Annotated in this window: 19 protein-coding genes and 1 riboswitch; of the genes, 8 read left to right on the forward strand and 11 right to left on the reverse strand. The window is 70.8% G+C overall.

What is annotated here, in order from left to right:
- Positions 1–67 precede the first annotated feature (67 nt).
- A riboswitch (TPP riboswitch) is annotated at positions 68–159 on the forward strand.
- The 3 genes from thiM (at position 151) to JOE64_RS05260 (ending at position 3,103) form a co-directional block, all read left to right on the forward strand.
- Entirely contained in the window at positions 151–960 is an 810-nt protein-coding gene (gene thiM / locus JOE64_RS05250; protein WP_204963272.1) for a hydroxyethylthiazole kinase, read from the forward strand. It overlaps the preceding riboswitch by 9 nt.
- Positions 957–1,622, forward strand: coding sequence for a thiamine phosphate synthase (locus JOE64_RS05255; protein ID WP_204963273.1), 666 nt, complete (start codon positions 957–959; stop codon positions 1,620–1,622). The genes thiM and JOE64_RS05255 overlap by 4 nt, the downstream gene beginning before the upstream one ends.
- 29 nt (positions 1,623–1,651) lie before the next feature.
- A complete protein-coding gene (locus tag JOE64_RS05260; RefSeq protein WP_271202563.1) occupies positions 1,652–3,103 on the forward strand; it encodes a bifunctional hydroxymethylpyrimidine kinase/phosphomethylpyrimidine kinase in 1,452 nt (483 codons plus the stop codon).
- A gap of 36 nt (positions 3,104–3,139) precedes the next feature.
- Here JOE64_RS05260 and JOE64_RS05265 read toward each other — a convergent pair whose 3' ends face one another.
- Positions 3,140–4,873 (reverse strand): 2-isopropylmalate synthase, encoded by a 1,734-nt coding sequence (locus JOE64_RS05265; protein ID WP_239531710.1) that lies wholly within the window; start codon positions 4,871–4,873, stop codon positions 3,140–3,142.
- 172 nt (positions 4,874–5,045) lie between these two features.
- On the opposite strand from JOE64_RS05265, the gene JOE64_RS05270 reads away from it, so the two are divergent.
- Positions 5,046–5,714, forward strand: a complete 669-nt coding sequence (locus tag JOE64_RS05270) for a FadR/GntR family transcriptional regulator (protein WP_204963275.1) — start codon at positions 5,046–5,048, stop codon at positions 5,712–5,714.
- Positions 5,715–5,814: 100 nt separating this feature from the next.
- Positions 5,815–6,387, forward strand: coding sequence for a hypothetical protein (locus tag JOE64_RS05275; protein WP_204963276.1), 573 nt, complete (start codon positions 5,815–5,817; stop codon positions 6,385–6,387).
- 25 nt (positions 6,388–6,412) lie between these two features.
- Here JOE64_RS05275 and JOE64_RS05280 read toward each other — a convergent pair whose 3' ends face one another.
- From JOE64_RS05280 to JOE64_RS05295, 4 genes are all read right to left on the reverse strand, one after another.
- The gene (locus tag JOE64_RS05280) at positions 6,413–6,898 is read right to left on the reverse strand and encodes a MarR family winged helix-turn-helix transcriptional regulator (RefSeq protein ID WP_204963277.1); all 486 of its coding nucleotides are present in this window, start codon (positions 6,896–6,898) and stop codon (positions 6,413–6,415) included.
- Positions 6,895–7,314: an SRPBCC family protein gene (locus tag JOE64_RS05285; RefSeq protein WP_204963278.1), complete on the reverse strand. Its 420-nt coding sequence runs from the start codon at positions 7,312–7,314 to the stop codon at positions 6,895–6,897. The genes JOE64_RS05280 and JOE64_RS05285 overlap by 4 nt, the downstream gene beginning before the upstream one ends.
- A gap of 110 nt (positions 7,315–7,424) precedes the next feature.
- A complete protein-coding gene (locus JOE64_RS05290) occupies positions 7,425–8,171 on the reverse strand; it encodes an ABC transporter permease (protein ID WP_204963279.1) in 747 nt (248 codons plus the stop codon).
- Positions 8,171–9,130 carry an ABC transporter ATP-binding protein gene (locus tag JOE64_RS05295; RefSeq protein WP_204963280.1) on the reverse strand — a complete coding sequence of 320 codons (960 nt, stop codon included), beginning with the start codon at positions 9,128–9,130 and terminating at the stop codon, positions 8,171–8,173. Before JOE64_RS05295 ends, JOE64_RS05290 begins: the two co-directional genes overlap by 1 nt.
- A 103-nt stretch (positions 9,131–9,233) precedes the next feature.
- Between JOE64_RS05295 and JOE64_RS05300 the strand changes: the two genes are divergently transcribed.
- A complete protein-coding gene (locus JOE64_RS05300) occupies positions 9,234–9,938 on the forward strand; it encodes a TetR/AcrR family transcriptional regulator (RefSeq protein ID WP_204963281.1) in 705 nt (234 codons plus the stop codon).
- A gap of 26 nt (positions 9,939–9,964) precedes the next feature.
- Entirely contained in the window at positions 9,965–10,174 is a 210-nt protein-coding gene (locus tag JOE64_RS05305) for a heavy-metal-associated domain-containing protein (protein ID WP_204963282.1), read from the forward strand.
- A gap of 103 nt (positions 10,175–10,277) precedes the next feature.
- On the opposite strand, the gene JOE64_RS05310 is transcribed toward JOE64_RS05305, so the two are convergent.
- The 5 genes from JOE64_RS05310 to JOE64_RS05330 all read right to left on the reverse strand — a co-directional run bounded on the left by JOE64_RS05310 (position 10,278) and on the right by JOE64_RS05330 (position 15,850).
- Positions 10,278–10,691, reverse strand: a complete 414-nt coding sequence (locus JOE64_RS05310) for a winged helix-turn-helix transcriptional regulator (protein WP_204963283.1) — start codon at positions 10,689–10,691, stop codon at positions 10,278–10,280.
- Positions 10,692–10,711: 20 nt separating this feature from the next.
- Positions 10,712–11,353 (reverse strand): NAD(P)-dependent oxidoreductase, encoded by a 642-nt coding sequence (locus tag JOE64_RS05315; RefSeq protein ID WP_204963284.1) that lies wholly within the window; start codon positions 11,351–11,353, stop codon positions 10,712–10,714.
- A 180-nt stretch (positions 11,354–11,533) separates the two neighbouring features.
- Positions 11,534–13,180 (reverse strand): phospholipase C, encoded by a 1,647-nt coding sequence (locus JOE64_RS05320; protein ID WP_204963285.1) that lies wholly within the window; start codon positions 13,178–13,180, stop codon positions 11,534–11,536.
- A 214-nt stretch (positions 13,181–13,394) separates the two neighbouring features.
- Positions 13,395–14,663, reverse strand: a complete 1,269-nt coding sequence (efeB, locus tag JOE64_RS05325; protein WP_204963286.1) for an iron uptake transporter deferrochelatase/peroxidase subunit — start codon at positions 14,661–14,663, stop codon at positions 13,395–13,397.
- Entirely contained in the window at positions 14,660–15,850 is a 1,191-nt protein-coding gene (locus JOE64_RS05330; RefSeq protein ID WP_204963287.1) for an EfeM/EfeO family lipoprotein, read from the reverse strand. The genes efeB and JOE64_RS05330 overlap by 4 nt, the downstream gene beginning before the upstream one ends.
- 154 nt (positions 15,851–16,004) lie before the next feature.
- Here JOE64_RS05330 and JOE64_RS05335 point away from each other — a divergent pair, with 154 nt between their 5' ends.
- Positions 16,005–18,140 carry an ArnT family glycosyltransferase gene (locus JOE64_RS05335; protein WP_307821481.1) on the forward strand — a complete coding sequence of 712 codons (2,136 nt, stop codon included), beginning with the start codon at positions 16,005–16,007 and terminating at the stop codon, positions 18,138–18,140.
- Here the strand turns inward: JOE64_RS05335 and nrdI are convergent.
- Positions 18,118–18,564, reverse strand: a complete 447-nt coding sequence (nrdI, locus tag JOE64_RS05340) for a class Ib ribonucleoside-diphosphate reductase assembly flavoprotein NrdI (protein WP_204963289.1) — start codon at positions 18,562–18,564, stop codon at positions 18,118–18,120. The genes JOE64_RS05335 and nrdI overlap by 23 nt on opposite strands.
- Positions 18,565–18,777 lie beyond the last annotated feature (213 nt).

Genomic DNA, 18,777 nt, shown 5'->3' on the forward strand with positions numbered 1-18,777 from the left:
GGAGCGATTCACTGCGCGCCTGAGCGCGGCGATCGCGCCGGTGCGCCCATCCGCTAACCTGGGGCCAACACGTGACACGGGGTGCCCTGCGGGGCTGAGATCACACCCGTCGAACCTGATCTAGTTCGTACTAGCGAAGGGATGTCGCGCATGACGCGCACGCCAGAACACCTGCTCCGTTCCACCGTCGAGGCCTGGGAGGCGGTGCGTTCGCATGCGCCGCTCGTGCAGTGCCTCACCAACTCGGTCGTGACCACCATCACCGCCAACGTCCTGCTCGCCCTCGGCGCCTCGCCCGCGATGGTCGACATCCCGGGCGAGGCGGGACCGTTCGCCCGCGTCGCATCCGGCGTGCTCATCAACCTCGGCACGCCGACCTCCGAGCAGCGCGAGGCGATGCGTGAGGCGGTGTCCGCCGCGGACGACGCCGGTACGCCCTGGGTGCTCGATCCGGTCGCCGTCGGCTCGCTGCCGGTGCGCACGGCGCTCGCCGCCGAGCTGCGCCGGCAGCGTCCCGCCGTCGTGCGGGGCAACGCGTCGGAGATCATCGCGCTCGACGGGTCGGGGGCGGGAGGGCGCGGGGTGGATGCCACCGACGGCGTCGACGATGCGGTCGCCGCCGCACGGCGCATCGCTCGGGCGACCGGCGGCGTCGTCGCCGTTTCGGGGCCGGTGGATGTCGTCACCGACGGTGCCGAGGAGGTCCGCCTCGGCAACGGAGACGCGCTGCTGACCCGCGTCACCGGCGGCGGGTGCGCGCTGGGAGCCGTGATGGCGGCGTTCGCGGGTGTCCATGACGACCGGTTCGAGGCGACGGTCGCCGCCGTGACGGTCTACACCGTCGCCGCGGAGGTCGCGGCGACGCGTGCGGGGGGACCGGGCAGTTTCGCGGTCGCTCTTCTCGACGCACTCGATGGCCTCGATGCCGACACGCTCCGCACGCGGGCGGTGATCGCGTGAGCGTGGACCTGTCGATCTACCTCGTGACGGATACGGGGGTGGCGGCCGCGGCGGGCCACGACGTCGTCGAGGTGGTGCGCGCCGCGACGGCGCAGGGTGTCTCGGGTGCGCAGGGCGTCTCGGCCGTGCAGGTGCGCGAGAAGGATGCCTCGGCGCGCCGGTTCCTCGACACCGTGCTGCGGGTGGCCGATGCGGTGCCGGACGGTGTCGCGGTGCTCGTCAACGACCGGGTCGATGTCTTCCTCGCCGCACGTGATGCGGGCGCGCGGGTCGCGGGCGTGCACGTCGGTCAGTCCGACCTGCCGCCCGAGACCGTTCGGAACCTCATCGATCCGGGCGCCGTGCTGGGGCTGAGTGCATCGACGCCGGAGCAGCTGGCGGCGGCATCCGCGTGCGGCGTCGTCGACTACGTCGGCATCGGGGCGCTGCACGCGACCTCCACGAAGCGAGACGCGCCGCCACCCCTCGGGCACCACGAGTTCGCCCGACTCGTGGCGGTGAGCGCTCTGCCCGCCGTCGCGATCGGCGGCGTGACCGCAGCCGACCTGCCGATGCTGCGCCGTGCCGGTGCTGCGGGTGCCGCGGTCGTCTCGGCCGTCTGCGGCGCGGTCGACCCGGGCCGGGCGGCCGTCGATCTGCGTGCGGCGTGGAGCGTCGCATGAGCGGGCGGACGGCCTCGAGGGTGCCGCGCGTGCTGAGCATTGCGGGGACCGACCCGACCGGCGGAGCAGGCATCCAGGCCGACCTCAAGAGCATCGCCGCGAACGGCGGCTACGGCATGGCCGTCGTCACCGCGCTGGTCGCGCAGAACACGCGCGGGGTGCGGTCGGTGCACGTGCCGCCCGTGGCCTTCCTCGTCGAACAGCTCGACGCGGTCTCGGACGACGTCGAGATCGACGCCGTGAAGATCGGGATGCTGGGGACGGTCGACGTGATCCGGGCGGTCGCCTCATGGCTCGATCGGGTGCGTCCACCGGTCGTCGTGCTCGATCCGGTGATGGTCGCCACCAGTGGCGACCGCCTGCTCGAGGCGGATGCCGAAGAGGCGCTCCGCGACCTTATGTCGCGTGCGGACCTCGTGACCCCGAACCTTCCCGAGCTCGCGATCCTCGCCGGGGAACCCGTCGCGGAGGCGTGGGACGACGCGCTCGCGCAGGCCGGTCGCGTCGCCGGGCGACACGGCGTGCGCGTCCTCGCCAAGGGCGGGCACCTGGCGGGCGAGCGGATGCCGGACGCCCTCGTCGAGCAGGCCGGGGGCGACCTCGCCGTGACCGAGTTCCCCGGAGAGCGGATCGCCACCACGAACACACACGGCACCGGATGCTCGCTGTCGTCGGCCGTCGCCACCCGCGTCGCTCTGACGGGAGAGTGGGAGCGGGCCGCGGCCGAGTCCAAGCGCTGGCTCGCGGAGAGCATCCGGCACGGTGCGAGTCTCGGCGTCGGGTCCGGGCACGGGCCGGTCAGCCACTTCGCCGGGCTCTGGACCCGCGGCGGCACGACGACCGCGCCCACCGTGGCAGAAGTCGAAGAGGACTGGTGGGAGCACGTCGGCGGCATCCGGGCCGAGATCGACGATCTCGCGTTCGTGCGCGGCCTGGGCGACGGGTCCCTCGAGCGCGACGTGTTCCTCGGATATCTCGCGCAGGATGCGTTGTACCTGCGTGACTACGCGCGGGTGCTGGCCGAGGCGGCGCGGCTGGCGCCGACCGGCGACGAGCAGGCGTTCTGGGCCGGGGCCGCCCAGGGGGCGATCGCGGGCGAACTGCAGCTGCACGAGAGCTGGCTCGGGCCCGCGAACAGACACGACACCCGCGCGGACGCGGTCACGACGGCGTATCTCGACCATCTCCTCGCCGCCGGAGCCCGCGGCGACTACCGCGTGCTCATCGCGGCGCTGCTGCCGTGCTTCTGGATCTACCAGGACGTCGGAGACCGCCTGCACCCGCTCTCGCATGCGGAGCATCCGTACCGCTCCTGGCTCGACACGTACGCCGATCCCGCCTTCGCCGCCTCGACTCGGCACGCCATCGACATCGTCACCCGCGCCGCGGCGACGGCGGACGAGAAGGTGCGCACCGCGATGCGCGACGCGTTCCGCCGATCGGCCGTGCACGAAAGGGACTTCTTCGACCGGGGCAGGTGAGCGGCCGCGCCGGCGGCACCCGGCACGCTCTCGTCATCACGAGGCTCCCACCGCGCGCGCGGCGATCGCGTTCGCCGCGCGCGCGACGGCGTCGACGGTCGCCGTGAGTACCGACCCGTCGCGCCCCGCCGTCCAGGCCGGGCCGTCGGGGCCGCGGTACTCGACGATGCTGAGCGCCTCGGCATCCGCGCCCGAGCGGAGCGAACTCTGGTGCAGCGACAGGATCTCGACCTCGATGCCCGCGTCGGCCAGCGCGCGGACGACGGCGTCGACGGGGCCGACGCCCGCGTGCGAGGAGCGGTACTCGTGGCCCTCGACCTGGATCACGACATCCGTCGAGGCCTCATCGACGCGCACGGTGCCGACGCGCACCCGGGCGTCGTTCGTGTCGGGCAGGTAGGCGTCGGCGAAGATCGCCCAGATGTCGTCGGCGGTGACCTCGCCGCCGCTGGCGTCGGTGTGTCGCTGCACATGCCGCGAGAAGTCGATCTGCAGACGCCGCGGCAGCTCGACGCCGTGTTCGGTCTGGAGCAGGTAGGCGACTCCGCCCTTGCCGGACTGCGAGTTCACCCGGATGACTGCGTCGTAGCTGCGGCCGATGTCGGCGGGATCGATCGGCAGGTACGGCACCCGCCACGCGATCTCGCTCTCGTCGCATCCCTCCTCGGCGGCGCGGGCCCGGTGCTCGGCGAACCCTTTCTTGATGGCGTCCTGATGAGTGCCGCTGAACGCGGTGTGCACGAGGTCACCGACGTAGGGGTGACGAGGGTGGACCTCGATCCGGTTGCAGTATTCGACGGTGCGGCGGATCTCGTTGATGTCGGAGAAATCCACCATCGGATCGACGCCCTGCGCGTGCAGGTTCAGTGCGAGCGTGGCGAGATCGACGTTCCCGGTGCGCTCGCCGTTGCCGAAGATGCATCCCTCGACGCGCTGCGCCCCGGCGAGCACGGCCAGCTCGGCGCAGGCGACGCCGGTGCCCCGGTCGTTGTGGGGATGGACCGAAAGGATCACGCCGTCGCGGCGGGCGAGGCGGGTGTGCATGTACTCGATCTGGTCGGCGTACACGTTCGGAGTGGCGATCTCCACGGTCGCGGGGAGGTTCAGGATGACGGGGCGCTCGGGGCTGGCATCCCACAGCGCGGTCATCGCGTCGCAGATCTCGAGCACGTAGTCGGGCTCGGTGAGGGTGAAGACCTCGGGACTGAACTCGAAACGCACGTTCGGCAGGTCACCGGCGAGCTCGAGCACGTCCTGCCCGCCAGCGAGGATCAGCTCGCGCAGTTCGTCTCGACTCTTGCCCAGCACTGTGTTTCGCCACGCCGGCGCGGTCGCCGTGTAGAGGTGGATGACGACGTCGTTGCGGATGCCTCGGATCGACTGCACCGTTCGTTCGATCAGGTCGCGGCGGGCGGGGGTGAACACGACGATCGTGACGTCGTCGGGGGCGATGTCGGTGTCGGCGATGAGCCGGACGAAGTCGTAGTCGGTCTGGGATGCCGAGGGGTAGCCGACCTCGATCTCGGTGTAGCCCATCCGCACCATGAGCTCGAAGAATCGTCGCTTGCGCTCGGGATCCATGGGCTCGGCGAGCGCCTGATTGCCGTCGCGCAGATCGACCGGCACCCATAGCGGTGCTGCGGTGAGCCGGCGACTCGGCCATTGGCGTTCGGTGTCGGTGAGGGGGATCTGCACGCGAGAGTACACGTCGGTGTAGCGGTGCGAGGGCATGCCTGAGGGGCGCTGCCGGTTCCAGGGGGGCGTGGTCATGTCGGTTGTCCTTCGGGGGTCTCTTTACGAGCGAACGACCGGCGCACCGTGCGGCTCCACGTCGGGGAGCCGGTCAGGCTAAGCCCCGCCGTGGCGGCGAAGAAGAAGGAAAGCGAGCGATGACACGGGGATGACAGTAACATAAGTCCTCAGACAAGTAGAGGAGTTTATCGTGACGCGACTCGTGCGGGTCCCGCTGGCCGACCAGGTTGCCGATGTGCTGGCCGAGCGCATCCGCGCCGGGGAGTGGCCCCTGGGGGCGAAGCTCCCCGGCGAGACCACGCTCGCCCTCCAGCTCGGCGTGGGGCGCTCGACCGTCCGCGAGGCGATTCGGCGGCTTGCGGGTCGCGGCGTCCTCGATTCCCGGCACGGGGCGGGTGTCTACGTCACGGCGCTCGACGCCCCCGAGGACTGGGATCAGGTGCTCCGCCGGGCCGATATCGTCACCGTCATCGAGGCGCGCACGGCGATCGAGGTCGAAGCTGCCATGCTCGCAGCCGAACGTCGCACGCCCGCAGATCTGCGGGCGATCCGAGGCGCGCTTCTGGCGCGCGATGAGTCGGGCCGCAGCGTGGAGGACCACGTCGACGCCGACACGGCTCTGCATCGCGCGATCGTCGTGGCTGCGCACAACGAGGTGCTCACCGAGATGTTCGACGGCTTCACCGCGAGGGTTCGCCGCGCGATGGTCAACATGCTCCGCCTCCGCCCCGTGGCGGACGAGAAGATGGACCAGGATGCCCACGCGATGCTCGTCGATGCGATCGTCGCCCGTCGGCCGCACGCCGCCGCGCAGGCCAGCCGCGAGCATCTCTCGGCGCTGAAGGCGGGGTTCGCCTGAGCGCGACGCTCCTCGCCGTTCCCGTCGGTCGCGGCGGCGACGTCTGATCGCGGACCGCGCGGGCTGTGCGTGGTGGCGTCACCGAGGGACAATGTGGCCCATGTCATCTTCCGCCGACGGCACCTCGCCTCGTGATGATCCTCGCCGTCGCGGTCGGCGCCCGTCGCCCGACCTGCCCGCGGGGGAGGTCCGGGAGTGGCTGTCGTCGTACGTCTACGGCAACATCACCCTGCTCAGTGCAGCGATCGCGGTCGGGCCGGAGCAGATCGAGCACGGCGCCGCGGTCTGGGCGGTGCTCGCGACGGGCTTGTTGACCTTCCTCGCGCACGTGCTCGCTCACATCGTCGCGGAGGGATATGGCGAAGCGGGCGTCGCGCGTCGCCCTGCCGCGCGTCGCGCGGCCATGCGCGAGGTGGTGCGCACCGCGCGCCCCATCGCGACCTCGTCGCTGATCCCCGCGGCGCTGTACGTCGTGGCGTGGATCGGGTGGCTGCCGGCGGCGTGGATGCAGACCGCGGCCATCGTCGTGCTCGCCGTTCGTATCGGCTTCGTCGGTCTGTCGATGCAGCGCTTCAGCGGCAAGCCCCTGACCGTCGGGGCGCTCTGGGCCGGCGTGATGCTCGCGCTCGTCAGCTTCGGCATCGGCTTCGCGAAGGTGCTGCTCACGCACTGACGGCCCCTGTGTCGATCGAGCCTGATCACGGTCCGTCGTGTGCACGTGGCCCTCCGTCCGTCCGGTGTGACGCGAGGTCCCGCAGCGCGGATACGAATGCTCGCGTCGCGCCGGGCGAGAGGGCCTCGAAGAAGGCGGTGTCCGCAGTCTCGACGTCGATGGTCGCTCGATTGGCCAGCTCGATTCCGGTGGGGGTGGGCTCAAGCGCGAACGCACGTCCGTCGAAGGGGTGGGGCTCGCGTCGGACGTAGCCCTTCGCCTCGAGAATCCGAATCACCTGTGACGTCATCATGACATCGAGCGCCGCGTGGTCGGCGAGTTCGCGCTGGCTGACGGGGGCGGATCGGTCCATCCAGGTCAGCGAGGCGAGGAGGACGTACTGCGTATGCGTCAGGTCGTGCGGTGACAGGGCGGCGCGCACCTGGCGCTGCCAAGCATTCGTCGTCCGCCACAGCGCCAGGCCGGGGCTGGAGTTTGCGTCAGGATAGCTCGACGCCAGCCGGTCGCTCACCGAGATTCGGCGGCGGCGAGCAACTCTGCCATCGCCACCGGGAAGTCGCCGCTGATCTGCGGGCCGAGGTCGGGTCCCACCTTGTCCGCATCCGTGCCGTCGATGATCAGTGTGTGCGTCACCGCTGTTCCACCCTCGTCGGTTGGCGCGAGGTCGTGCCGGAACGTGAGTGAGAGACCTCCGAACAGCGTGCGGTCGGCGTAGCGGCGTTCGGGAACGAGGTCGACGATTGTGGATTGCATGGGCTCCTGTCCCTGGGGGGTGATCGTGAGCACGGTGCCCACGGCGAACGGGCCGTGCAACTCGAACGAGTCGGACTCCGGTCCGAGCGGTTGTCCCGAGTGGAGGGCTCGCAAGGCATCCCACACCGCCGCGGGAGTCGCTGTCGTCGTCGCTCGGTATTCGGTGATCCACATGGTGTGCTCGCAATCTGATAAGTGTGCTTATTAGTACTGTACATGAACCATGAGTCGCCGTTCCCGCCGGAGCGCAAGCGTGAGGGCGCCGCCGACAAGCACGACCCGGCTCACGCGTCGCGGATGCGCAGCGTGAGGTGTGCGGCCAGCATCGTCCACACGGTGAAGACCGTCATGACGGCGATCCCACTGAGAGGGGAGGAATCGGCGGTGATCGTGTACGACGCCTGCCCGGCGGTCAGCGGCCAGGCGGTGCGGAGGACCTCTCCCACCGTCCCGGGAACCCCGGGCGCGAGCGCGGGGACGAGAAGCGCGATCGCGACCACGACGGACAGGGCGCCCGTGCCGCTCCGGGTGATCGTGCCGAAACCGAGTCCGATGAGGGCGGTCAGCACGAGGTAGAGCGTCGCGCACGCGGCGGCACGCAGGGTGTCGGGATCGCCGATGTCCGCGGACGGGAGGCCTCCCGCGGCGAGTGCGGCCTGCGCGGCGGCGAAGGTCGCGGCGACGGTGACGACGGCGGTGACGAGGGCCACGAGGCCGGTGATCGCGGCCTTCGTCCCCAGGAGCGCGCCGCGTTTCGGGACGACCGTCAGGGTCGACAGGATCTGGCCCGTCGCGTACTCTCCGGTCATCGACTGAGCACCCAGCATGGCTATGAGGATCTGACCCACGAGGATGCCCTTGAATCCGGCTCCCACCGGGTCGAATTCGGCGGGGGAGGCGGCGCCGCTGCCGGCGAGCGCACTCACTCCGAGGAGGCTGACGGACACCGTGACGACGACCGTCGCGGCGGCGAGGACCCAGGTGCTGCGGACGCTGCGGGTCTTGATCCATTCGGAGGCGAAGAGGTTCATCAGGCGGCTTTCTGCCGTAGCGGCGAGACGGGCGCGCCGGGCGAGTCGGGGGACGGCGCGGCCGGGGCGGTGAGAGAGAGGAATGCATCCTCGAGGGAATCGCGGATGAGGGTCAGCTCGGACAGCTCGACGCCGGCGTCCGCGGCGATTCGGCCGATCCGGTCCGTGGTCTCGTGCGGGATCGTGAGGACGGCTCCGTCCGCTCCGACGTCGTCGACCCCGTGCTTCGCGAGCGCACCGCGCAGCAGTGCCGTCTGCGGCGTACGCACCCGCACGCGCGCCGTGGTGTGGTTCGCGACGACGTCCGGGAGCGGGGCGTCCGCGACGAGGCGTCCGCGGTGGATCACGATCAGATGGTCGGCGGTGAGCTCCATCTCGCCCATCAGGTGACTCGAGAACAGCACCGTGCGGCCCTCATCGGCGAGCCGCCGCATGAGCGAGCGGGCCCAGCGGATGCCTTCCGGGTCGAGGCCGTTGAGCGGCTCGTCGAAGATCAGGATGCCGGGGTCTCCGACGAGTGCCGCGGCGATGCCCAGGCGCTGCTTCATGCCCAGGGAGAAATCGCCCGCCGCGCGGTCGCCGGCGCCTCCCAATCCGACGAGGTCGAGCACCTCCGCCGCGCGGGACCTCGGCATGCCGCCGGCGCGCGCCACGGCGGCGAGGTGGTCGATCGCCCTCCGCCGCGGATGGATCGCCCGCGCATCCAGGAGCGCCCCGACGACCCGCATCGGGTGCGGCAGCTCCCGGATCCGGAGCCCGCCGATCGTCGCGGCGCCACCGGTCGGGCGATCGAGTCCGAGGAACATGCGCAGAGTCGTGGACTTGCCCGCTCCGTTGGGGCCAAGGAAGCCGGTCACGGCACCCGGGGGAACCGTGAACGACAGTCCGTCCACGGCCGTGGTGGCGCCATAGCGCTTGATCAGATGGTGGGCCTGCAGCTCCGCCGATGAGACGTTCATGAATGGCACACTACACCGTGCAGTGTAGTCTCCTACACTCTCCGGTGTAGGATCGATGCGCGGGGCCGGGCCGGTCCCGCCCGTTGATCCGGAGGGGGGCGGGATGACCACGGATACCGTGTCGAGACCTCTGCGTCAGGGGCAGGCGCACAAGCGCGCCGCCATCCTCACGGCGGCGCGCGAGCTCTTCGGGGCGGCGGGCGTCGAACGGACGAGCATGGATGCCGTCGCGCAGCGCGCCGGCGTCTCGAAGCGGACGGTTTACGACTACTACGGCGACAAGCGCGGTCTGCTGCTCGGCACGATCGAGGATGCGGGCGAGGCGGCTCTCGCCACGCTGCGCCGACTCATCGCCGAGCACCTCGGAGACGACGCCGACATCCGCGGTTCCGCGGGCCTTGAGCGCGCACTGGGGGCGTTCGCGGCGGATCTGGGCACATCCCTGCTCGCGTCGTCCGACTATCGCGCGGTCGTCACGCTCATCGCCGAGAACGAGCCGCTCCTCCCGGAGCTCGAGGACCATCCCCTCGATGCGGCGCACGCACACGCGCTCACCGAGCGGATCCGCAGCCTCGCCGCCGCTGGGCTCGTCGACGTCGACGACCCGGCGCTCGCGGCGGAGCACTTCGTCGCCCTCACGATCCTGCGGGTGCTCAACGAGCCCCCGTCCCGGCGGAGCGACACCCGTCGCATCCGGCAGATCATGTCCGACGGGACGCGGGCGTTCCTGCGTGCCTACGCCGCACGCCCGGGGGAATCGGCCGCGCCGAGCGGGGCGATCCGTCCTACGATGGAAGATACCCCCTAGGGGTATCCATCGAGGAAAGGTCCACCATGACGACCACGCAGTTCCAGGTCTCCGGGATGACGTGCGCGCACTGCGAGAGCGCCGTCCGCGAGGAAGTGTCCAAGATCGCCGGCGTCGACGCGGTCGACGTGAGCGCCCAGTCGGGCCTGCTCGCCGTCTCCACGGCCGGCCTCGTCGATGAAGCGGCGGTGCTCGCGGCTGTCGAAGAGGCTGGATACGAAGCCGTTCGCGCCTGATGTCGCTGGTGCTCTACGCGTCTCCGGTGGCGTGAGCGAGATGAGCCCCACTCGATCTCGTCCGTGCCGGCGAAGGGCTGTAGCGCGGGGTGTACGCGGCTCGTCACATCGGTCGAGGCCCATGCTGATGGCGACCGGCGTCGGGTGATCCCGCCGAGGCGTCGAAGCGCTCCCGAGCGCCGAGGACGTCCGGCATGTGCTCGCGCGCCCAGTCCTCGACGCTCAGCAGCACAGGGCCGAGCGATGCGCCGGCTGCGGTGAGGCTGTAGACGACTCGGGGTGGGACTTCGGCGTAGGCGCGGCGCTCGATCAGGCCGTCGCGCTCGAGGGCTTTGAGGGTCTGCGAGAGCATTCGCGGCGAGATGCCGCCGACGCGGGTGCTCAGGTCGGTGTAGCGGGCGGGGCCCTCCGAGAGGACGCCGATCACGAGAATGGTCCACCGGTCGCCGATGCGATCCACGAGCTGCCGGCTGGGGCAGTTCGGGCTGTACGGGTCGAACGGCAGGTCCTCGGTCACGGCGTCCCCTTCGGGTTCGGTCAGTAGGCGACGGAGAGACGGGCGCGCGGGTGGGCGGCCTTCTCGATCTCGTCGACGTAGGCGGTGGCGTAGTCGGCGCCGCTGATGCTCGAGTTCCCCTCGGCGTCGGTCAGCAGGATATCGCCGCCCACGCGGAACGTGCCGGTGCGCTCGCCCGGCACCCAGGATCCGAACACGGCGGCGGGGCTGACGTAGAACCAGTCGAGCTTCTCGTCGGTCGTGCGCAGCCAGTCGAGGATCGCGCCGTGCGCGACGGCCTCGGGCTTGTACTCGGCGGGGAACTCCGCGGTGTCGAACAGGCGAGGGCCGCCCTCGCTGACGTTCAGCGATCCGGCGCCGCCGACGAAGCTGAGGCGGGCGCCCTCGCTCTGGGCGACCTCGGCCAGAAGCGGCAGGGCTTCGGCGAGCTGGGGGCCGTCATCGACGTGCGCGTGGAGTGCGACGACGATCTGGTCAGCGCCGTGCGCGACGCGGCGGACGAGCTCGGCGTCGTGGATTGAGCCGGCGACGTATTCGATGCCGTCGCCGTTCTCGGGGACGGTGCGGGCGACGCCGAGAACAGCGTGCCCGCGCGAGACGAGCTCGCGGGCGATGTGGCCACCGGCGTAACCGGTGGCGCCGAAGACGACGATCTGTGCCATGGGATTCTCCTCACTATGGATGATATAGCCACTATACATTCAATAGTTTCTGCAACGCGCCATCCGCCGGAATACGTGCGGGCGGACGGCGGCGGGATGCCGCCGCGTTCGTGCCCTCGCGGATCCGACGAGAACGGCGGTGCCGGGACGAGCCCGACACCGCCGTTCGGACGAGGGCAATCAGCCCATCGCGGTGATGGACTTCACCGAGCCGTCCTCGTTGAGCAGCACGCGCCGCCCGTCATACGCGCCGAAGTCGAACAGCGTCGCGAGCGACGTCGCACCGGCATCCAGCGAATCCGCACCGGTCTGACCTGTGCTCCAGTTGTCCTCGATGAAGCGCAGGATCGAGGGCTGCGACACGAGGTCGTGCGAGACGTTGTTCTCGTGCACGTAGGGCGAGATCACGAGCAGCGGCAGGCGCTGGCTCGGACCGCACCGGTCCTGCAGGCCGCCCAGCGTCGGTGCGCGGGCTGCCGAGCACAGCGCCGTGTCGTTCTTCGCGCTCTGCGAGCCGTTCGTGATGGTCGGCGCGACGTGGTCGTACCAGCCGTCCGAGTCGTCGTACGCGATGACCACGGCCGTGGATGCCCAGTCCTTGGAGCTTTGGATGGCGTTGATCTGGTCGACCAGGAAGTGCTGCTCGTCGATCGGGTCGGAGTACCCGGCGTGTCCGTCCTGATACTCGGGCGCCTTCAGGAAGCTGACGGCGGGCAGGTTGCCGGCGTTCAGGGCATCGGTGAAGTCGGACATGTCGTACTGGTGGTTCGCTTGGTCGGTCTGACCGATCGCCGCAACGGACGTCGGCGGCAGGTGGTGCGGGTTCGACGTCGACGGGTAGTACGCGAACGGGTTGTGATGCGGGCTGTAGTCGACGACCGAGGCACCCGCGATGTTGGTGTGCTTCGCTCCGCAGACGGCGTACGTCGTGTCGCCGCCGGCGGCCGTCGTCGGTCGGAACCCGCCCTGGAACCAGCCCCAGGTCACGCCGTGGGCGTTCAGCAGGTCGCCGATGTTCGTGTTGCCCGCCGCGGCGCCGGCGAGTGTGTTGGTGGCGGTGTGGTTCTTGTCGGAGCAGTCGTCGAAGGCCGGATCGGGATCGTTGATGACGGTGCCGACGCCCTGGGCGTCGGGGTCGGCGAGCGTGTAGGTGTCGGGCGTCGCGACCTGCGCGCCGGTCTTCGAGTCGTACTCGAGGAAGCCGTGCGTCTGGCCGGAGATGAGGTTCAATGCGCCGGGGGTCGACGGGCCGAAACCGGCGTCCCACGCGTTGTCGGACATCGTGTACTGCTGGGCGTAGTTCCACAGGCCCGTGACCGTGTTGCCGTCGAAGTAGCCCATCGCGAGGCCCGGCGCGCCGTAGAGGCCCGTGCAGGTGTCGACGGAGGTGTTCTGGACGAACTGGTCCATCGCGCCGCCGTTCACGGCCTTCTGCTCAGGGGTGTACCCGTGATTCTGGTCGCACGTGGCCGCCTGCGATGGCGTGAGCCGCATCGGCGGGTACTGGTTGGGGTTCGCCGTGAGAAGGTTCGCGCTCGACAGGTTGTCGTTGCTCGGCGTCGTGGCTGAGGCGGTGAACGGGGTGCCGTCGGTGTTGGCGGCCTTGGGGTACGTGCCGAAGTAGTGGTCGTACGAGACGTTCTCGTCGAAGATGACCACGACGTGCTGGATAGGGGTGGTGGTCGCGCCCGACGGGGTCGCGGCATCCGTTCCTCCTGCGCCATGCGAGAGCTGGCTGGCACCGATGCCGACGGCGACGGCCGCGACGGCGACCACCGCTCCGGTGACGATGATCCACCGGCGGGACCTGGGGGCTGCGGATTTCATCGACGATCCTTTTCTGTGGGGAATCAGACGGTCGGATCGAGGGGTGCCGAGACGACCGCGCACACTCTGTGCGTCGTGACGCTACGACCGCGCGGAGCGGTCTGCGTGCCGAGATCGCAAACGCAGACTGAACGGGGCCGAGGGATCTCGGCTGAGGAGCAGATGTGTTCGCTGAGAGTGCGCGGTCGTGCCATCGGCCGCGCGGCAGGTCGGCTCAGGCGAAGATGCCGCGCCCCAGCCAATCGGATGCGTCGCGCACGCCGGGCAGTGCGAAGAAGTACCCGCCGCCGACGGGGGAGATGTAGTCCGCGAGCGGCTCGTCCGCGAGGCGTTTTTGAACCGTGACGAACTGCCGGTCGAGGTCCTGCTGGAAGCAGGTGAAGACGAGGCCCATGTCCAGGTTGCCGTTGACGTCGGTGCCGCCGTCGTAGTTGTACCCGCGACGCAGCAGCCGCGTGTCGTCGGTGTCGGCGCTGCGGGGGTTCGCGCGGCGGATGTGCGCATCGAGCGGGATCGCCGACCCGAGGGGATCGTCGGTGTAGTCGGGCGCATCCGTCTCGGACGATCCCGTGAGAGGGGCGCCGCTGTCGCGGCGGCGCCCGATCATCCGCTCCTGCTCCGAGAGCGTCACGCGATCCCAGAACTCCACGAGCATGCGGATGATCCGGGTCACCTGATAGGAGCCGCCCGTCGCCCACGCCGGCTCGATGCCGCCCGCACCGACCCAGAGAAGGGCGTCGGCCTCTGCCGGTGCCGGGTTCGCGATGCCGTCTTTGAAGCCGAGGAGGTTCCGTGAGGCGCCGCTCGGACGCGACGGCGACTGGAAGCCGTCGACGCGCCAGCGCACCTGCATGCCCCCCCGCGTGTGCCGGGCGATGTCGCGCAGCGCGTGCAGGACGACGTCGGTGCTGTCGGCGCAGATCTGCAGCAGCAGGTCGCCGTCGCAGCGCGCGCGGTCGAGGTCGTCGTTGACGAACGTGTCCATCGGGCGCAGCCGCGTCGGGCGGCGAGCGGCGAGGCCCCACCGGTCGAAGAACGACGAGCCCACGCCGAGGGTCACCGTCAGGCCCGCAGCGGGCAGGTCCGGGCCGAGGATCCCGGAGTCGGAGGGCGGTGCCGAGATGCCGAGGTTCGCGGGGGTGCCGCCCGCGGTGAGCGCCCGTGCACGGTCGGTGATCGTCTGCAGAAGCGCCGCGGTGTCGGCGACGGATCCGGTCGTCAGATCGAAGGCGACGAACGCGGCTGCGGCCTGCGGGGGAGTGAGGATGCCGGCCTGATGGATGCCATGGAAAGGGATCGCGCGACCCGCGTCGGATGCCGGGGCATCCGTCTGCGCATGCGCCGCCGTCGCGAGCGCGCCGCCACCGAAGCCTGCGAGGGCAGCCCCCGTGGCGAGACCCGTGCCGAGCGCTCCGCGCAGAAACCCGCGCCGCCCGACGCCGGAGACGGGGCACGATGCGGGCGGGAGGGGGGTGTTCGTCACTGGTCGACTCGTCTCGGATCGAGGAGGGCTGCCACGGGGGCGAGGTCTTCGGCGAGCTGCGACAGGTCGGCATCGAGCCGCTGTCTCGTCGCCAGAGGCAGCGCACGCAGATCGGACCCGGCGGCCGGCACGTCGGCGCGGGTGCTGTCGAGGTGGGCGCGCATTCGCGAGAAGCCGGGATCGCGCGACGCGAGCAGCGGCGCCAGGATGTCGATCACCGTCGTCGTGCCCTCGAGATTCGCGGAAATCGTCGCGAGGTTCGAGTCGCTGCCGAAATCCGTCGCCGAGGTGAGCTCGAACTGAACGGCGTTCTCGGTGATCTCGTGCGCACGGAGAGAGATCTGGAGTGGATCGATCTGGGCGTGCGCGAACGTGTCGGAAAGATCCGAGACGGCGCTGGCGAGGTCGTCGCCGAGCGGGGCGAGGGTGGATGCCGCCTCGCCGTGCCACAGGCCGAATTCGACGCGGTGGAAGCCCGTCCACGCCGGGTCGGCGGGGCCCCGAGGCAGCCCGTTCGGGAGTCCGTCGATGCGATCGTCGAGGTCGCCGAACGCGCCGTAGGCTGCGCCCAGCGTTTCGTACTCGACATGTGCGGGAAGCCAGTCCGCCCTCGCCGCCTCCAGATCGCCCGCGGCGAGGTCGGCTCGCAGGGTGCTCGTCAGCCGAGCCAGCACGGGGAGGCGATCGGTGACGTACTTCTCGTACTGGAGCGTGGCGGGCACGAGGTCGGCCTGCGAGACCGCGGCGACCGGCGTGGCGGCGTCGGTCGCGGTGCCGACGACGGTGGCGGTCGGGCCGGTGACGGTCCCTTCGTCCTCCATCGCACAGCGGAAGGCATAGGCGCCCGCGGTCAGCGTGATGTCCATCTCGGTCTGCGTACCCGGCCCGATCGGATCGATGTCGGCGTACACCGCACCTGACTGCGCATCGGTGAGATACACCTCGCCCGCGCGTGAATCGACGTTTCTGATCGTCATGCGCTGCGCACCCGCCGTCGGCGTCGTCCACCCTTGCCCGCACGAGTCCACCGACACCAGCACCGTGGGCTCCAACGGGTCGGCGGGCGCCGGCGAGGCTGTGCAGCCGGCCAGCGCCATGATGGTGCAGGTCGCCACGCTCACCGCGGCAACGGGGCCGATCGCGCCGCGGATGGCGGCGCGTCGACGGGGGAGAGACCGGCGCAGCACGGGGGCGAGCATAGGCGGTCGACATCGGCGGGGTCTGAGTCTGGTGTCGGACAATCGCGGTGTTCTCCCGCTGTTCACCGGGGCGTCGCCGTTCACATCTGCCTGATAGCGCGCGCAGAGCCCGACCTGAATGGGCGAGGCTACCTTCTCGATCGTGCGTGAAAAGCCCGTCCTGCCCCGCTGGTGGTCCGAGCCCTGGTGGGCTCGTCTCTCCCTGGCGCTCATTGTCGTCGTGTCGACCTCGCTCACGGCGTGGAACCTGGCCCGTGGCGGTGACTTCTCGTTCTACGAGGCATCCGCCCGCTCCATGTCGGAGTCGTGGCAGGCGCTCTTCTTCGGCGCCTTCGACCCGGGCGCGACGGTCACGCTGGACAAGCTCAGCGGGTTCGCGGTGCCGCAGGCCCTCAGCATCCGCCTGTTCGGGCCGACGACGTCGGCCCTCGCGTTGCCGCAGCTGATCGAGGGCGTCGTCACGACCCTCGCCTGCGCCGTCGTGGGCCTGCGCTGGCTCGGACGTGCGGGCGGTCTCGTCGCCGCCGCGGCCGCCGCCTTCACGCCCATCTTCGTGTCGATGTTCGGCCACCCCATGGAGGACGGCATGCTCACCATGGCGCTCGCCGTTGCGCTCGTGTGGTGGCAGCGCGCGGCGCTCACACAGCGGCTGTGGCCGCTGCTGCTCGCGGGGCTGTTCATCGGCGTCGGGTTCCAGGCGAAGATGATGCAGGCGTGGTTCGTGCTCCCCGCTCTCCTCGTCGGCACCGTGCTCGTGGGCGGTGCGTCCTGGGGTCGCCGGTTCGTCCGCGCGGGCATCCTCGCGGCGGTCGCCGTCGTCTCGTCGATCGCGTGGATACTCGTCATCCAGCTCGTGCCGGCCGCGTCGCGCCCGTTCGTGGACGGGTCGACCGACAACGACGTGTTCGCGATGGTGTTCGGCTACAACGGCATCGATCGACTGGTCCCGAACGCGGTTCCCGGCGCCGTGCAGGCCGGCGGTGGCATGTCCGGCGGGCCGCAGGGCGCCTACCTGAAGCTGCTCGATCCGACGTACGCGACCCAGGTGGGCTGGCTGTACCCGGCGGCGATCGCGGCGATCGCGCTCGGGGTGTGGCGGTGGTGGCCGCGCCGCACGACGGTGGCTGAGGCAGGCGCGTCCTCGCCGAGCGGCGTCGACGGAACAGGTCGTGCCACGTTCGTCGTCCTGACCATCTGGCTTCTGACGGCTGCCGGCGTGCTCAGCGTCGCCCGCATGCCGCACACCGCCTACCTCGCCGCGATCGGCGTGCAGCTGGCACTGCTCACCGCGTTCGCCACGACCGAGGCCCTGCGTCTCGCGCGGTCGACGCGACGCGTGGAGCGCGCGATCCTTCCCGCACTCATCGCCGTGCAGGGCGGCTGGTGGATCCTCCTCGCCGTCGCGGGACGGATGCCCGTCGTGCTGTCGGTGCCGATGTGCGTGCTGCTGGTGGTGGGGTTCGGGGCGAGCATGTTCGTCGCGGCCGGACGCACCATCGGCCGATCGGTGCTGGCCATCGCTGCAGCGGCCGCCCTCGTGGCCGGCCCCGCGCTCTTCAGCGCCCAGGTGCTCGACTCGTCGCGCGACGGATCCGGTGGCGACGCGTCCGTCGGCATCCGCCGCGACGGGCACACCGGCGGGGTGTCCGCCGGATCGCCCGACCCGGCCTTCGCCGTGTCGGCCCCGGCGGTGTGGGGAGGCTCCTCCGCGTTGTCAGGCGCCGATGCCGAACTGCTGACGGCGGTGCTCTCCGCCGGGGGCGGTACCGACGGGCATCCGCTCTTTCTCACCGACACCTGGAACATCGCCGCACCGCTCATCGACGCGACGGGGCGGGAGGTGCTCTCCGACGGCGGGTTCTCAGGTCAGGCGCAGGTGTTCACATCGGCGCAGATCCGTGGCTTGATCGATTCGGGTGAGGTGCACCTGCTCGTCGTGAAGCAGTCCGCGCCGCAGAACGACCCCGTGCGCGCGACAGCGCAGAGCAACGCCTGCACGGAGGTCAGATCGTGGGCGTCCGGCGTCGGTGCATCCGACGCCGGACGCGGCGCCGCCGAAGCGATCGCTCCGTCCGCTCCCGGCCGCGGCTCCGAGAGCGCGCAGAGCGCTGAGAGCGCGCACGGTGCCGAGAGCGCGCATGGCGAGGACGGAACGCATACGGGCGGCGAGTCGGCCCGTGAGGGCGCCGACGCCGGCGGTGCGTCCGCGGGCCCTCGCGGTGGCTACGCGGCCGGCGACGCGCGCGACTCCGGCTTCACTCTGTACTCGTGCAGCTGACCTCGTGCAGCGCGGCGTCCAGGTCGTCGAGGATCCGTCCGCACGCCTCGACGTCCTCCGGTGTGCCGGAGAGCTCGAACTCGAACAGGACGGGGCGCCCCGAGGCGACTGCGAGCTCGCGCGCCGCCGCCTGGTAGTACTCGCCGAAGTTGCGGTTCCCCGAGCCGATGATCCCCACCAGACGGCGTCGGGTCGTCGGCGACCGCAGAAAGGCACGCACGGGAGCGGGGAGAGTCACCTCGTCGGCGTTCCCCGCTTTGTACGAGGGGGTCAGCAGCACCCAGGGGCCGTCGGGCTCGCTGTGGCGCACCGCGGCATCCGCCAGCTGGAATACGGCGCGACCCGTGCGCGCTGCCAGGCTCTCGGCGAACCGTCCCGTGAGGTTCGACACCGACGAGTAGTAGTAGACGGGAATGGATGCCACCCCTCCAGTCTGCGCGCGCGCCGGTGGCCCCGCTCGGGCCCGCGCCGTCGAAACCGCCGTTTCGCGTCGAGACCGCGACTCGTGACCGGGGTCTCGACGCGAGGTGTGGGTCTCGACGAGCCGGGCACTGGCGGGCACGGGCGGCCACGTGCGCGGGCAGACGCGGGTGGGTCCAGGCGAGGACGCCACCCCGCCCAGCAGCGACATACGGAT

It is taken from the genome of Microbacterium dextranolyticum (assembly GCF_016907295.1).
Lineage (GTDB): Bacteria > Actinomycetota > Actinomycetes > Actinomycetales > Microbacteriaceae > Microbacterium > Microbacterium dextranolyticum.

Bases quoted from the DNA above. Each gene is read 5' to 3' on its own strand.
- thiM (WP_204963272.1), top strand. From the start codon at position 151: ATGACGCGCACGCCAGAACACCTGCTCCGTTCCACCGTCGAGGCCTGG.
- JOE64_RS05265 (WP_239531710.1), bottom strand. From the start codon at position 4,873: ATGACCACGCCCCCCTGGAACCGGCAGCGCCCCTCAGGCATGCCCTCG.
- JOE64_RS05275 (WP_204963276.1), top strand. From the start codon at position 5,815: ATGTCATCTTCCGCCGACGGCACCTCGCCTCGTGATGATCCTCGCCGT.
- JOE64_RS05285 (WP_204963278.1), bottom strand. From the start codon at position 7,314: ATGTGGATCACCGAATACCGAGCGACGACGACAGCGACTCCCGCGGCG.
- JOE64_RS05290 (WP_204963279.1), bottom strand. From the start codon at position 8,171: ATGAACCTCTTCGCCTCCGAATGGATCAAGACCCGCAGCGTCCGCAGC.
- JOE64_RS05295 (WP_204963280.1), bottom strand. From the start codon at position 9,130: ATGAACGTCTCATCGGCGGAGCTGCAGGCCCACCATCTGATCAAGCGC.
- JOE64_RS05300 (WP_204963281.1), top strand. From the start codon at position 9,234: ATGACCACGGATACCGTGTCGAGACCTCTGCGTCAGGGGCAGGCGCAC.
- JOE64_RS05305 (WP_204963282.1), top strand. From the start codon at position 9,965: ATGACGACCACGCAGTTCCAGGTCTCCGGGATGACGTGCGCGCACTGC.
- JOE64_RS05315 (WP_204963284.1), bottom strand. From the start codon at position 11,353: ATGGCACAGATCGTCGTCTTCGGCGCCACCGGTTACGCCGGTGGCCAC.
- JOE64_RS05320 (WP_204963285.1), bottom strand. From the start codon at position 13,180: ATGAAATCCGCAGCCCCCAGGTCCCGCCGGTGGATCATCGTCACCGGA.